The sequence below is a fragment of the Thioclava kandeliae genome, assembly GCF_040297545.1.
GTDB classification, from domain to species: Bacteria; Pseudomonadota; Alphaproteobacteria; order Rhodobacterales; family Rhodobacteraceae; genus Thioclava; species Thioclava kandeliae.
This window is the reverse complement of record NZ_JAYWLC010000004.1, coordinates 118,347-132,204: the sequence shown is the minus strand read 5'-3', so window position 1 is coordinate 132,204 and position 13,858 is coordinate 118,347. Positions and strand designations below refer to the sequence as shown.

At 62.4% G+C, this 13,858-nt stretch carries 14 protein-coding genes; 6 read left to right on the top strand and 8 right to left on the bottom strand.

Translation table 11 applies throughout. The annotated features are described in order from the left end of the window. Window positions 1–90: 90 nt before the first annotated feature. On the top strand, window positions 91–1,221 hold the full coding sequence (gene tgt / locus VSX56_RS06775; protein ID WP_350935845.1) for a tRNA guanosine(34) transglycosylase Tgt: 1,131 nt from the start codon (window positions 91–93) through the stop codon (window positions 1,219–1,221). A 110-nt stretch (window positions 1,222–1,331) separates the two neighbouring features. Here tgt and VSX56_RS06770 read toward each other — a convergent pair whose 3' ends face one another. Further along, a complete protein-coding gene (locus tag VSX56_RS06770) occupies window positions 1,332–2,036 on the bottom strand; it encodes a nucleoside/nucleotide kinase family protein (RefSeq protein WP_350935843.1) in 705 nt (234 codons plus the stop codon). 3 nt (window positions 2,037–2,039) lie between these two features. Then, a complete protein-coding gene (locus VSX56_RS06765) occupies window positions 2,040–2,660 on the bottom strand; it encodes a thiamine phosphate synthase (RefSeq protein ID WP_350935841.1) in 621 nt (206 codons plus the stop codon). A 129-nt stretch (window positions 2,661–2,789) separates the two neighbouring features. Between VSX56_RS06765 and VSX56_RS06760 the strand changes: the two genes are divergently transcribed. The 5 genes from VSX56_RS06760 (at window position 2,790) to VSX56_RS06740 (ending at window position 8,230) form a co-directional block, all read left to right on the top strand. After that, window positions 2,790–3,557, top strand: coding sequence for an RNA methyltransferase (locus VSX56_RS06760; RefSeq protein ID WP_339112671.1), 768 nt, complete (start codon window positions 2,790–2,792; stop codon window positions 3,555–3,557). Between the two features lie 39 nt (window positions 3,558–3,596). Further along, window positions 3,597–3,848 (top strand): hypothetical protein, encoded by a 252-nt coding sequence (locus VSX56_RS06755; RefSeq protein WP_339112670.1) that lies wholly within the window; start codon window positions 3,597–3,599, stop codon window positions 3,846–3,848. Between the two features lie 104 nt (window positions 3,849–3,952). Then, window positions 3,953–5,095 carry a heme A synthase gene (gene ctaA / locus VSX56_RS06750; RefSeq protein ID WP_339112669.1) on the top strand — a complete coding sequence of 381 codons (1,143 nt, stop codon included), beginning with the start codon at window positions 3,953–3,955 and terminating at the stop codon, window positions 5,093–5,095. A gap of 5 nt (window positions 5,096–5,100) precedes the next feature. Then, window positions 5,101–6,573: a carboxypeptidase M32 gene (locus VSX56_RS06745; protein WP_350935837.1), complete on the top strand. Its 1,473-nt coding sequence runs from the start codon at window positions 5,101–5,103 to the stop codon at window positions 6,571–6,573. Window positions 6,574–6,775: 202 nt separating this feature from the next. After that, window positions 6,776–8,230 (top strand): sugar porter family MFS transporter, encoded by a 1,455-nt coding sequence (locus VSX56_RS06740; RefSeq protein WP_339112667.1) that lies wholly within the window; start codon window positions 6,776–6,778, stop codon window positions 8,228–8,230. 27 nt (window positions 8,231–8,257) lie between these two features. On the opposite strand, the gene VSX56_RS06735 is transcribed toward VSX56_RS06740, so the two are convergent. From VSX56_RS06735 to VSX56_RS06710, 6 genes are read right to left on the bottom strand one after another with little or no spacing between them, the layout of a single operon-like run. Next, window positions 8,258–9,622, bottom strand: coding sequence for a cytochrome P450 (locus VSX56_RS06735; RefSeq protein WP_350935834.1), 1,365 nt, complete (start codon window positions 9,620–9,622; stop codon window positions 8,258–8,260). Next, window positions 9,619–10,851, bottom strand: a complete 1,233-nt coding sequence (locus tag VSX56_RS06730; RefSeq protein ID WP_350935831.1) for a hypothetical protein — start codon at window positions 10,849–10,851, stop codon at window positions 9,619–9,621. The genes VSX56_RS06735 and VSX56_RS06730 overlap by 4 nt, the downstream gene beginning before the upstream one ends. 60 nt (window positions 10,852–10,911) lie before the next feature. Further along, on the bottom strand, window positions 10,912–11,613 hold the full coding sequence (locus VSX56_RS06725; protein ID WP_350935829.1) for a M48 family metallopeptidase: 702 nt from the start codon (window positions 11,611–11,613) through the stop codon (window positions 10,912–10,914). After that, the gene (locus VSX56_RS06720) at window positions 11,610–12,260 is read right to left on the bottom strand and encodes a DedA family protein (protein WP_350935827.1); all 651 of its coding nucleotides are present in this window, start codon (window positions 12,258–12,260) and stop codon (window positions 11,610–11,612) included. The genes VSX56_RS06725 and VSX56_RS06720 overlap by 4 nt, the downstream gene beginning before the upstream one ends. Then, window positions 12,257–12,625, bottom strand: a complete 369-nt coding sequence (locus VSX56_RS06715) for a hypothetical protein (RefSeq protein ID WP_350935824.1) — start codon at window positions 12,623–12,625, stop codon at window positions 12,257–12,259. The genes VSX56_RS06720 and VSX56_RS06715 overlap by 4 nt, the downstream gene beginning before the upstream one ends. Continuing rightward, entirely contained in the window at window positions 12,622–13,803 is a 1,182-nt protein-coding gene (locus VSX56_RS06710; protein WP_350935822.1) for a vWA domain-containing protein, read from the bottom strand. Before VSX56_RS06710 ends, VSX56_RS06715 begins: the two co-directional genes overlap by 4 nt. Between the last annotated feature and the right edge of the window lie 55 nt (window positions 13,804–13,858).

Sequence of the window (13,858 nt, the reverse complement as noted above, 5' to 3'; positions counted from 1 at the left end):
CCGCTTTGGCCCCGTTTTCATATTGCCCTGCAGGAGATGCTTTTCAAATGCCCGCATTCGGCCTATGGGGGCTGCGCAAGGAGACAGGTGATGACAGAAAAATTCAGCTTCGAGCTTCAGTCGACGGATGGTGCGGCCCGTAAGGGGGTGATCCATACCCCGCGCGGTGAGATCCGCACACCTGCCTTCATGCCGGTAGGGACGGCAGCGACCGTGAAGGGCATGATGCCCGAATCCGTGGCCGCAACCGGTGCCGATATCCTGCTGGGCAATACCTATCACCTGATGCTGCGTCCCACTGCCGAACGTGTGGCCGCGCTCGGGGGCTTGCACAAATTCATGAACTGGCAAAAACCGATCCTGACGGATTCGGGCGGGTTCCAGGTCATGTCTCTGGCAGGGCTGCGCAAGCTGACCGAAGAGGGCGTAACCTTCTCGAGCCATGTTGACGGCTCCAAACATATGCTGAGCCCCGAACGCTCGATGGAGATCCAGAAGCTTCTGGGGTCTGACATTGTGATGTGTTTCGACGAATGCCCCGCGCTACCGGCAACCGATAAGGAAGTGGCCCGCGCGATGCAGCTGTCCATGCGATGGGCGCAGCGGTCCAAAGACGCCTTCGGTGACCGTCCGGGCCATGCGCTGTTTGGTATCATGCAGGGCGGTGTGACGCCCGAGCTGCGCGAGGAGTCGGCCAAAGCGCTGACCGGTATCGGTTTTGACGGCTATGCCATTGGCGGTCTGGCCGTGGGCGAGGGGCAGGAGGCGATGTTTGGCGTGCTGGACTATGCCACCGATTTCCTGCCGACCGACAAGCCGCGCTATCTGATGGGTGTGGGCAAGCCCGACGATATCGTGGGCGCGGTCGAGCGCGGCGTCGATATGATGGATTGCGTGCTGCCCTCGCGCTCGGGGCGCACGGGCCAGGCCTGGACCCGCCACGGGCAGATCAACATCAAGAACGCGCGTCACCGCGATGACCCGCGCCCGCTGGATGAAAACTGCGGCTGCCCTGCCTGCCGCAATTACTCGCGCGCCTATCTGCACCATGTCTTCCGCTCGAACGAGATGATCTCGGGGATGCTGCTGACATGGCACAACCTGCATTATTATCAGGATCTTATGCAGGGGATGCGCGATGCGATCGAGGCGGGGACATTCAAGGCGTTTGTCGCCGATTTCCACGCCAATCGTGCCGAGGGCGATATCGAGCCGATCTGAGCGGCATGTGTTCGGGGATGGAATAAAAAGGGGGCGCTCGCGCCCCCTTCTTCCATTCTCCCTGCGGGAGCCGGCATTCAACCCCCGAGGATATTTGGGGACGCTGGAAATCAGATGTAATCGAGAACGCGCAGATCGGCGGCGCGGCCTTCGGTCAGCAGGATACGGCCATTGGGCAGGTCGTTCTCTTCGACGCGGCGCGTGATTTCATCAGCGGGCAAGCCGTATTTCTTCCAGCGGCGGGTGAGGCGGTCGCGGAGTTCGTCTTCGGGCACATGCAGCCGGATCGTCAGATCGAAAAGCGGGAAGAGATCGCGCCAGCCGTCGCGGTTGAGGAGCAGGTAATTGCCCTCGGTGATGATGATGCGCGTCTGTGCTCCGATCTCGCAGCCTGCGGGAATCACCGCATCTGTATCCCGGTCGAAGGTCGGCACGCTCAGCGGCTGGCCGGCCAAGCGCGCCTTTTGCAGGAGTGCGGCAAAACCTGTCGTATCGAAGGTTTCGGGTGCGCCCTTGCGCGGGCGCAGGCCATGCGCATCGAGCCAGTCATTGGAGCGGTGGAACCCGTCCATCGGCAGGATGGCGGCAGAGGCGGGGGCTTTGGCGTTGAGCGCGTCGCAGATCTCTTTTGCGAGGCGCGATTTTCCCGAGCCCGGCGCGCCCGCCACGGCGATCACCAGACGCTCGCCCTCGAGCTGGCGGATATGGCTCGCCAGATCGGCGCGGTCCACGCGCAGTTCCGAATGCATGAACGCGCCCCAGTCGCCCATCGGACCGTCGCGCTGGATCGTGGTGTCTTCGGTGCGCGTGACCATGGTTCAGCCCATTGCCGCGATGAACGTGCCGAGGGTGGCCACCGGATCCTCGGTCTTCCAGATCTCGTCGCCGAAGGCGAACCAGTCGGAGACGGGCGCGAATTGCTGGACGAGTTCGATGGTCAGCGCGCCTTCGGCCACCACCGGCACCTCGATCACCTCGGACCACCACTGGAACAGGTCGAATTCGGCGCGTGCGCCGGTGCCGAGCGCGCTCTCGCCGATCGGACCGAAGCAGATGTAATCGGCGCCGGCCTCGCCCGCATTCATGCCGTCATGCCGCTGGGTGCCGCAATAGGCCCCCACGATCGCATCCTCGCCCAGCTCCTTGCGGGCATGGCGCACGGTGCGCGCGCCATCGGTCAGATGCACGCCGTCAAGGCCATGGCGCTCGACCAGATGGATATGGCTGTCGATCACCAATGCCACATCCTTGGCATGGGCGATCTCGCGCATGGCATCGGCGATCCGGCCTAGTTCGGCCTCGTCCTTGGAGGCATGGCAAAGGCGGATACAGGCGATGTCATGCGCGTCGAGCACCGCCTTGAGTTTGGGCAGGAACGTCTCCGGCTCGAAGCTCGTGGGCGTCAGCAGGTAGATTTGCGGGCGATCTTCGTCTGCCATGGTATGTCCTTGACTGCATCGGCCCTCATCCCGGGCCGGAAAATGGTTTGTGCCCTCATAGCGCAGGAGCCGCTTGCTTGAAAGAGCTTTGCGATGGGCTTATGGGAGGCGTTGTAAAAGGAGCCCGTGATGATCGATCAAGCCGCCGATACGAAAAATGCCCCGAAGCCCAACCAGCCGCATATGGTTCTGGTGCGTCCGCAGATGGGGGAGAATATCGGTGCGGCCGCCCGGGCCATGCTGAACTTCACGCTCAACAAGATGCGCATCGTCGAGCCGCGCGATGGCTGGCCGAACCCGAAAGCAGTGGCGATGGCCTCTGGCGCGGCGGGGCGTGTGCTGGATCATGCGGGCGTGTTCGACAGCGTGGCAGACGCTGTGGCCGATTGCGATTTCGTCTTTGCGACCACGGCGCGCGGGCGCGAACTGCCCAAGCCCATCTACACGCCCGAGACTGCAATGGTCGAGGCGCATCGCCGCATTCAGGCAGGGCAGAAAGTGGCCGTGCTTTTCGGCCCCGAACGCACGGGTCTGGAGAATGACGATATCATCCGTGCGAATGCCATCATCACCATTCCCACCAATCCCGAATTCTTTTCCCTGAACCTCGGGCAAGCTGTGCTGTTGACCTCCTACGAGTATTCGCGACATATTCTGGAGGCGGAGGAGATTGCTCCGGGGCTGGCGGGCCATGATCCGGCCAGCGCGGGCGATGTCGAGGCATGGGGAGATCACATCGAGGGCCGACTGGAGGAGGCAGGGTTTTTCTACCCGCCGGAGAAGGCGCCGATGATGAAGCGCAATATGCGCAATATGTGGACACGGTTCGCGATGACGCGGTCCGAGGTCCAGACGCTGCACGGGGCGCTCAAGCAGCTTCTGCGCGGCAAGGGGTAAACCGGTCCGGTCTGGGCCGGCACTGGAGGGAGACCGGTGATGGCACAGATAGTTCCGATCCTGCTGCATCCCGCCTTTTGGGCGGTGCTCTGTGTGGCGATGATCGTGCTGGATGCGGGGCTTCATCTGTGGATGTTCCGGCTGGGCCGTCAGGGGCGGCTGCAGGAAATGTTTGACGATCTCTCGCGCTGGCAGTCGAAAGCCCTGCATCTGGGGATGCAGACGGCCGGAAAGCTGATCGTGCTCTTTGGTGGCTGCACGGCGGTAGCGCTCCTGCATCAGGTTCTCTGAGCGCAGGGGCTCACAGCTACGATAGCGGCCGGTGATCGGCGGAATGGTGCTTGAATGCGGCCCGCCACCCGCCTAGTTTGCGCGGCGACTGAAGGAGAGCCTTGATGAGCCAGAAACGCAGCATTTTCGAGGACGTGGCCGATGCCACCCAGACCCGTGCCGAGCCGAAGGGCGGGATGATCGACCGCCAGCCCAAAGGCGCGCGCAAATGGATCCGCGCCTGGCTGATCGTGATCTTCGCGCTTGTGGTGTGCATGATCGCGCTCGGGGGCGCGACACGTCTGACCGATAGCGGGCTGTCGATCACCGAGTGGAAACCGATCTCGGGGGCACTGCCGCCGATGAACGAGACCCAGTGGCAGGCCGAATTCGACAATTACAAACAGATCCCGCAATACGAGCTGGTGAACCCGAATATGACGCTGGAAGGCTTCAAGGGCATCTTCTGGTGGGAATGGGCGCATCGCAACCTTGGCCGTTTGATCGGTATGGTCTGGGCGCTTGGCTTCTTCGGCTTCCTTGTCGCGGGGCGTATTCCCAAGGGATGGGTGCCGAAACTTCTGGGGCTGGGCGCGCTTGGCGGGCTGCAGGGGGCAATCGGCTGGTGGATGGTCCATTCGGGCCTGTCGGGGCAAATGGTTGCCGTGGCCTCCTACCGTTTGGCGACGCATCTGGGCATTGCCTTCATCATCCTTGGCACCATCGCATGGTTCTGCCTGCAGCTCTCGCGCCGCGAGGGCGAACTGTTGCAGGCCCGGCGGATGGGCGAGCGCAAGCTGTTCGGCATGGGCACCGGCGTGATGCATCTAGCCTTTCTGCAGATCCTGCTGGGTGCATTGGTTGCGGGTATCGATGCAGGGCGTGGCTATATCGACTGGCCGTGGATGAACGGACAGTTCTTCCCCTCGGACGCGCTCAATTACCATCCGCTCTGGAAGAACTTCTTCGAGAATCCCGGCATGGTGCAATTCGTGCACCGGATGGTGGCCTATCTGCTGTTCGTCTTCGGGCTGGTTACCGTGCTGAAAGCGCGTAAATCGGCGCATCCCAACACGCGCGGGGCCTTCATGGCGATGGGCGCGATGCTGGTTCTGCAAGTCATCCTCGGGATCGTCACGGTGATGCATGCCGCGCCGATGCCGCTGGGCCTTGCGCACCAGTTCGGGGCTGTGATCTTGTGGGTGCTGATCATCCGTGCACGCTTCCATGCGCGCTATCCGGTGGTGCAATCCGTCAGAGGAGCCTGACCCGTATGACTGCCTATCAAGACCTGCTGTCGCATCTGCGTGAAACCGCAGCCTTCGAGAAGATCGCCCAGCGGCTGTCTTGGGATCAGGAAACGGTGATGCCGCGCGGTGCCGCCGATGACCGGGCGGAAGAGACGGGGGCCCTGGAGGCGATCTTGCATGCGCGGCGCACCGATCCGCGTATATCCGACTGGCTGGCCCGCGCCGAGGCCCGCAACGAGGTGGAAGCGCGTGTGCTGGATATGGCCTCGCGCGACTATAACCGTGCGATGCGTATTCCGGCGCGGCTGGCCTCCGAGCTGGCCCGCCTGACCTCGCTCTCCCAAGGGATCTGGGCCGATGCGCGCGCGGCAGAGGATCCTTCGGCCTTCCTGCCGATGTTTGAAGAGGTCGTGCGGCTCAAACGCGAGGAGGCGCAGGCGCTGTCAGACGGGCGTGACCCTTATGACGCGCTCCTCGAAGCCTACGAGCCCGGCACCTCCGCCAAGGAAATCGGCCGCGTGTTCGACCGGATGCGCCCGCGTCTGGTGGATCTGTGCGAGCGGGTGGCGGGGTCTTCGGTCAAGCCTGCCGCCCTCGATCATGTCTTCCCCGAACAGGCGCAGATGCGGCTCTCGCGGATCTGCGCCTCTGCCTTCGGCTATGACTGGACGCGGGGCCGGATGGATCTGGCAGTGCATCCGTTCTCGACCGGCTCGGGCAATGATGTGCGCATCACCACCCGTGTGGTCGAGCGCGACCCGTTCAATAATATCTACTCGACAATCCACGAGACGGGCCATGCCTGCTACGAACAGGCCATCGATCAGGCCTATAATTTCACGCCGCTCGGCGCGGGTGTGTCGATGGGGGTCCACGAGAGCCAGAGCCGGATCTACGAGAACCAGCTGGGCCGCTCGCGCGCCTTTACCGGCTGGCTCTATCAGCGCATGACCGAGATGTTCGGCGATTTCGGTGTTGCGGATGCAGACGCGTTCTTCGCCACCGCCAACCGTGTGGCGCCCGGCTATATCCGCACCGAGGCCGACGAGCTGCACTACAATCTGCATATCATGATGCGATTCGATCTTGAGCGGGACCTGATCTCGGGCAAGCTGGATGTCATGGATCTGGAAGAGGCATGGAACACCCGTTTCAAGGCCGATTTCGGGCTGGTGGTCGATAAGCCCTCGAACGGGTTCTTGCAGGATGTGCATTGGCCGGTGGGGCTGTTTGGCTATTTCCCGACCTATGCTCTGGGCAATCTCTATGCGGGCTGTCTGATGAAATCGCTCCGCGGGTCCGTGCCTGATCTCGATACATCGCTGGCCGAGGGGCATGCCGCGCCGGCAACCGACTGGCTGCGCGAGAATCTGCAGCGCCATGGGGGGCTACGCGAGCCGGTCGAGACGATCCGCACCGCCTGCGGATTTACCCCTGACGAGACACCGCTTCTGGATTATCTCGAAGAGAAGTTCAGCGCGATCTACGATCTCTGATCCGGCAGGAGCGGGATTTGTAAGAAAATGTAACAACATCGCCCGATAACTGGCGGTGTTGACAGCGTTTTTATCACTTGAGGCCTCTCTGACCGGGCACTCGCCTTGACCTTTTGAGCTAGCACATCAATTGATGCTCCAAACACCGTGAACGCCCGTGGTGACTGTCTCGGGCACGTATTTGAGGTGGAGGAGGAGTATTATGAACGATAATTCGGACGACGGAGTAATGTCCGGTAAGCTATTGATGATTGCCTGCACCGCAGCGCTTGGCGGTTTCCTGTTTGGCTATGACAGCTCGATCATCAATGGCGCAGTCGACGCCGTGCGCAATGGCTTCGATCTCTCGGCAGCGGCCATTGGCTTTACCGTGTCTTGTGCGCTTCTCGGCGCGATGGCGGGCGCGTGGTATGCGGGGGTCTGCTCCGATAAATTCGGGCGCGTGAAGACGATGATGATCGCCTCGGCGCTCCTGTCGATCTCGGCGCTTGGATCGGGGATCGCATTCGGGCAATGGGATTTGATCCTGTGGCGCTTTGTGGGCGGCATCGGCGTGGGCTTTGCCTCGGTGATCGCGCCTGCCTATATTGCCGAAGTAGCGCCCAAGGATGAGCGGGGCCGGTTGGGCACGATGCAGCAGATGGCCATCGTCTCGGGCATCTTCGTGGCACTTCTGGTCAGCGCGGTGGTGGCGCGCGTTGCAGGGAGTGCCGCGGGCACGCTCTGGTTCGGTATGGAAGCTTGGCGCTGGATGTTCCTCTCCGAACTGATCCCTGCGATCCTCTATGGGGTGCTGGCGCTGCGCCTGCCGGAAAGCCCGCGCTATCTGGTCGAGAAGGACCGCACCGAGGAAGCGCGCGGCATTCTGGAAACCATCGTCGGTGTCCGCCGCGAGCGTCTCGACAGCAAGATCTCCAAGATCCGTGAGACCCTGCAACGCGAGGATAGCAAGAGCTTTGCCGATCTGACGGGCGGCGCCTTCCTGTTCCGCCCGATTGTCTGGGTAGGTATCCTGATCGCGGTCTTCCAGCAGCTCGTTGGGATAAACGTTATCTTCTACTATTCGACCACGCTCTGGCAGTCGGTGGGCTTCCAGGAGAGCGATAGCTTCATGATCTCGGTCTTTTCCTCGATCGTGAATATCGTGGCCACCATCATCGCCATCCTGCTGATCGACCGTGTGGGCCGCAAGACGCTGCTTCTATGGGGCTCGGCGCTGATGACTGTGTCGCTCGGGGTGATGGCGCTGGCCTTCAGTCACGCTAATGTGACCGACGGCGCCGTGTCGCTGCCCGATCCGTGGGGGCCTGTGGCGTTGGTCATGGCCAATGTCTTCATCATCGGCTTCGGTGCCAGCTGGGGCCCTGTCATGTGGGTGCTGTTGGGCGAGATGTTCCCCAACAAGATCCGCGGTATGGCGCTGGGTGTGGGCGGTGCAGCCAACTGGCTTGCGAATTTCGTGGTCTCCACGACTTTCCCCGTGCTTTCGGCCATCGGGCTCGATCTGGCTTATAGCCTCTATGCGGGTTTCGCACTGATCTCCTTCTTCATCGTCTGGAAGATGGTGACTGAAACGCGCGGGATGAGCCTTGAGGACATGGTCGAGGGGAAACCTTCGGGCAGGGCGCGACAGGCCGAGCGTGTTGCCGGAGAATAAGGGAAAGCCGCCCCTCGGGGCGGCTTTTTACTGGCGCGGGCTCAGCGTCAGCCAGATGCCGTTGCGGCTGCGCACCGTCAGCTGGGCCGCAGGCTCGGGGATGCGGTCGCAATGGGCCTCGAGCCGGAACCTTTGCAAGATCATCGACAGGATCAGCACGCCCTCGGCCATGGCAAATCCCGCGCCGGGGCAGACCCGCGCACCGGCGGAGAACGGGATATAGGCAGAACGTGCGCATGTTTTGCCGTTCTCGGTTTCCCAGCGGGCAGGATCGAACCCGTCGGGGTTCTCCCACAGCCCTTCATGCCGGTGCAGATGCCAGGGCGAGATGACAATCTGCGAGCCGGGTTTTACCTCACGCTCGCGGAAGGTCTCGGGGCAGGTGGCCTCACGCACAAACATCGGCACGGGCGGATAGAGCCGCATCGCCTCGCGGAAGACGGCGCGCGAGATCTTGAGCTGTTTGAGCACTCCCATCGGCGGCGCGGCCCCGGTGTCGGGCAGGGTGGCGGCCTCAATGGCCACACGTTCCTGCCACTCGGGATGGGTCGCCAGCAGATAGAGCGCCCAGGCCAGTGCCGAGGCCGACGTCTCATGCCCCGCCAGAAAGAAGATCGCCACCTGATCGACCATCTCGCCGGTGCTCAGCCGCGTGCCTGTCTGCGGGTCTTCCATCGTCATGATCTTGGTGGCCAGATCATCGGGGGCTGTGCCTGCACGGATCGCCTCGGCGCGTCTTCGGGTGAGGGTCTCGATCAGCTGGCGGATCACTCTGGCGGTCTGCAATGTCTTGCGCGAATGCGGGCGCGGCAGCCAGCGCGGCAGCGGCAGAAGGGCCGCCAGATTGACCACCGGAGCCGAATTCTGATGCGCTCGGAAGCTCTCGAAGACGCGGGCCGCCGTCTTGTCCTCGATCGGGATGGAGAACAGCGTGCGGAAGATCACATCCGCCGCGACATGGGATGTTTCCGGTTCTATATCAAGACTTTCCGAGGTGTTCTTTGCAAGGCGGTTCACGCAGTTACGCCCTGCCTGCCACATATCGGGGAAGCTGTGATGAAGCTTGCCGCCCTCGAAGGCCGGATCGATGATACGGCGCTGGCGGGCCCATGTCTCGCCATTGGTCACAAAGACCGAATTGCGCAGCAAAGGGGCCAGCCCCTCGCGGATGCGGTCCGATTTCGGAAAATCGCGCGGACGCTGGCGCAGCACCAGATCCACCAGTTCGGGCGTGTTGCAGAAATAGGAGCGGAAGAAGGGCGTGCGGAATTCGGCCATCTTGGCACGGTAAAGCCGTGCGGGCTGCGCCGAGAGGATGTCCTGCCGGAAGAGCTGGAAATAGCGCCACAAAGATACGCGGTCGGGACGTGGGGCTGGTTTGGGCGGGCTCATGACATAGACCGGTAGCGGTTGACCGACGCGGATAGGCGGCTTGGGGAATGCGCTCGGGCACCATAGCGTTGCGCCAGCGTCAGCGGGCCGGCCGTGATGCGGAAGTAATCGTAATCCTGCACGCGATCAAAGGCGCAGAGATACTGGAAATGGAGCTGGAAATAGCGTCGTCTGTCGGCCTTCCAGCGTTCGGGGCTCAGCGATTGCGAGAAGGCTGCGGAGAAGACCAGCGGTCCGGTCTGCTTCTCGGGTGCGACGCCTGTCACCCCTGCGGGATCGACCAGCGCGAAGGTGCAGCCATCGCCCATCGCGGTGACATCGACCCATGTGAGGCGGCTCGTGGCGCTGAGATCATGCAGGTCGCGCCGGAGCCGCTGCGCACGGGGCAGGAAACTGACCATCGGCACCACATGGCCCAGCGTCAGGAGCGAGAGGGCTGCGCCCGACACAGCGCGCCGGTCGAGCGCGGCCAGAACAGAGATCGCCACATGCGCGCCCGAACTATGGCCCACCACCAGAACCTCGTCCCAATCCTCCTCCAGTGCCTGTGCGATGCGGTCGGCAAAGACCTCGATCCGGTCCTCGAGGGCAGGCGGGTAGGCCCCGTTCCAGCGTGCCGTGAAGGCATAATCATGCATCAGGTAATAGGCATAGAAGCGGTTATCATGCGCACGGAACCAGCGTAGCCCGAAAATCACCACGCCGATTGCGGGCACCAGCGCCAGCCCGTGCAGCGGCCAGGCGGGCGCGATCATGCGGGCCAGAGTGGCAAGCCCCCAATAGAGCGCTCCCGCCGCCGCCATCACAGCGATGAGCTGCACCAAAAGAGCCACTACCGGATAGAGCGCGGCCAGAACCGGCCCGTTGCGTAGCCGCATCAGCCGGAAGAGCGCCCCCGAGCCGATATAGAGAAAGGCAGTGCGCAGCAGCTGCATGTAGGTTGCAAGGATCGACGAGCCCATCGAGCCGCGCACAATATCGGACCATAGCAGCACCTCGACCAGCGCCTCGACAGAATGGCCGTCTTGCGTCGAGTGGACCTGCCAGCCGTATTTGCCCCCCTCGCGACTGGCTTTCTGGTGGATCTCGTAGCCCGAGATCCGCGCCTGAGCGGTGCTTTCGCGCCGGTACAGTTCGCGGTAGCGGCGCGGCGGGAACGGGTCATAGCCGGGAATATAAAAGACCCGCCGTTTTCCTAGCGGGCGCAAGGGAGTGTCTTGGTGATCCATGGGCCTGTCCGCTTTCCTCACGCCCAGACTACCGTCTGATTCCTGAAAATGTAACAAATTTCACGGCTTCGAGAGGCGTGGTCCGGTCCATTTTGCCACATTCGTGCGGATCATCTCGATCCGCCGGTGGGTCTCGGGATGGGTCAGCAGCCAGGCGGGTGTCATCCGTGGGCCTTGCTGGGTCAAAGCATCGAGTTTCTCGAAAAGGCTGATCTGCGGATCGGCGCTGAAGCCTGCCTTGATCAGAAGGGCTGTGGCAAACTCGTCGGCCTCGTATTCATCCTGCTGGTTGAGCCGCGCGGCCAGCGCCTTGGTCGCCATATTGGCAATCAGCGGCCCGATCACGGGAATCAGGCGCCCCAGAACGGTCGTAAGCAGCATCCGGATCAGGTTCTGGCCCGAAAAGTCGATCATCCGCCGTTTTGAATGACCGAGCGCTACATGCCCCAGCTCGTGCGCCACCACCGAGATCAGCTCCTCGCCCGTGACCTCGCCCGCCTCATAGCGGCGCAGGAATCCGCGCGTCAGGAACACCCGTCCGTCGGGCGCGGCCAGCCCGTTGACCACCGGCGTCTCGTGGATATGGACAGGGATATGGTCCAGCTCCATCGCAGCGGCCAGCCTGTCCACCAGTGCCAGTAGCGCAGGATCACGCAGGCGCGTCGAGTTGCGGTCGAGGCTACGCGCCCCCGACCATGCGGAATATTTCCACATCACAACCGCTACGATAACGGGCAGGAGCAGAACCAGAAGGCGGGTCATTCGCGAAGTGATCCGATCGGTTGGGACGCGGGGGCCTCCGCGCCGGTTTCATCCACCTTACGCCGGACAGAGTGCCAGAGCCAGCGGCCCAGCAAAACGGCTACGGTGGCCGCGGCAATCGTGCCGATCATGCTGCCAGCCAGATCGGCGGCCGCAGACAGATTGGCGCCGAAGAGCATACCGAGCCCGAGATAGAGCGTCACCCAGACCGTCTCACCGGCAATGGACGCCACCCAGAACCTGTGGCGCGGATAACGCGCGGTGCCTGCGGCGAAATTGACATAGGGCCCCAAGGGCGAGAACAACCAGCGAGACAGGAAGATCGCCCAGCCGCCATTGCGGTCGAGACGGGTGATGGCTTTGGCCATCAGGCGGGCGCGCTTGCTCTCCGGTTCGGGCAGACGGCGCGCCAGAAGCCGCCCGATCGCATAGCCGCTGCGGTCTCCGGCCAGCGCACCGCCCAGAGCGGCAGGGGCGAGGCTCCACAGATGCAGATCGCCCGAGGCCACGAAGGCGCCACCGGCCAGCATCACGAGCGAGGCAGGCACCGGCAGCGCGAGGCAGCTGCAGAAGGTGACAAGTGCCACCAGCCACGGTCCCCAGACCGGCAGTAGCAAAAGAAGCTCGTCGGTCAGCTCCTGCGTCATGGGCGTGTATCCTGCGCCGATCTGGCCAAGCCCGATTGCAGGCGGGCGATCAGCTCGTCGACAGGGATCCCCTCGGCACGCGCCAGATCCCGCAGGCGTTGTTTGCGCTGGGGAGATGTGGCGCCCGACAGCTGCAAAAGCGCCTCGACCTGTGATTGTGGGAGATCCCATGAGCGCGCGATATAGCGTGGCGTCATCCAGCTTTCGGGGCTGCGCTCGTGATGGTCGGGATCGGCCCAGTAGATTGCACGGTCGATCGTATGCCATGCGAAATTGGCCGTGAGGACGACCGCCAGCAGGAAGACGATCGACAGAAGCCTATGGCGGCACCAGATCCGTTGGCAGCGGCGCAAACGGGTTTTCATGAGAGGGCCTTCGTGGCTCGGGTTATTCCCTCCAATGTGAGAGGAAACATACGGTTATCAAAGATATCGGAGATCATGGCAGTGGATCGGGTATGTTCCCAGTAGCGATCGGGCGCGGGGTTGAGCCAGATATGGCGCGGCCATTGGCTGCGGGCGCGGCGTAGCCAGACCTCGCCGGTTTCCTCGTTCCAGTGTTCGTTCGCGCCGCCTTTGATGGCGATCTCATAGGGAGACATGGCGGCATCGCCTACAAAGATACAGCGATAATCGGAACCATACTGGTTGAGGATGTCCCAGGTCGGGATCTTGTCGGTGAAGCGGCGGCGGTTTTCGGTCCAGACCTCCTCATAGAGGCAGTTATGGAAGTAGAAATGCCGGAACTGACGAAATTCGGTCTTCAGGGCCGAGAACAGTTCGTCCACCATCGCCACATGCGCATCCATCGATCCGCCGACATCCAGAAACAGAAGAAGTTTCACGCCGTTGCGTCGTTCGGGGCGGGTTTTCACATCGATATAGCCCGCATCCGCCGAGGCGCGGATCGTGTGGTCGAGGTCAAGTTCGGCCTCAGCCCCCTCGCGGACCCATTGCCGGAGCCTGCGCAGCGCGACCTTGATATTGCGCGTCCCCAGTTCGAGACTGTCATCGAAATTCCGGAATTCCCTTCGGTCCCAGACTTTTACAGCCCGTTTTTCGCGGGATCTATCCTGCCCGATCCGCACCCCTTCAGGGTTGTATCCATAGGCGCCAAAAGGCGAGCGCCCCGCAGTGCCCACCCATTTATTGCCCCCTTGATGGCGGGATTTCTGCTCCTCCAGACGCTGGCGCAAGGTCTCCATCAACTGCTCGAAACTGCCCGTTCCCGCGATCTCCGCTTTCTCGGTATCAGTGAGCGTGGTCTCGGCCAGTTTTGTCAGCCAGTCCTGCGGCAGATCAAGGGCTGTTACGACATCTTCTAAAGACAGTTCCTCAACGCCTTGGAAACTTGTGGAAAACGCCTGATCGAAACGGTCTATATGCGCCTCGTTCTTGACCAGGGAGGTTCGCGCGAAGAAATAGAATGCCTCCAGATCATAAAGGCATAGCCCCGTCGTTAACCCGTCAAGAAAGGTCAGGTATTCCCGCAGGGACACAGGCACCTGATGGCGACGTAACTGTGCGAGGAAGGGGTGGAACATTCTGGATCGGTCCTTCTGCCGGTGCCTTAGTCTGGCAGATCCGGTCCGAAAAGCT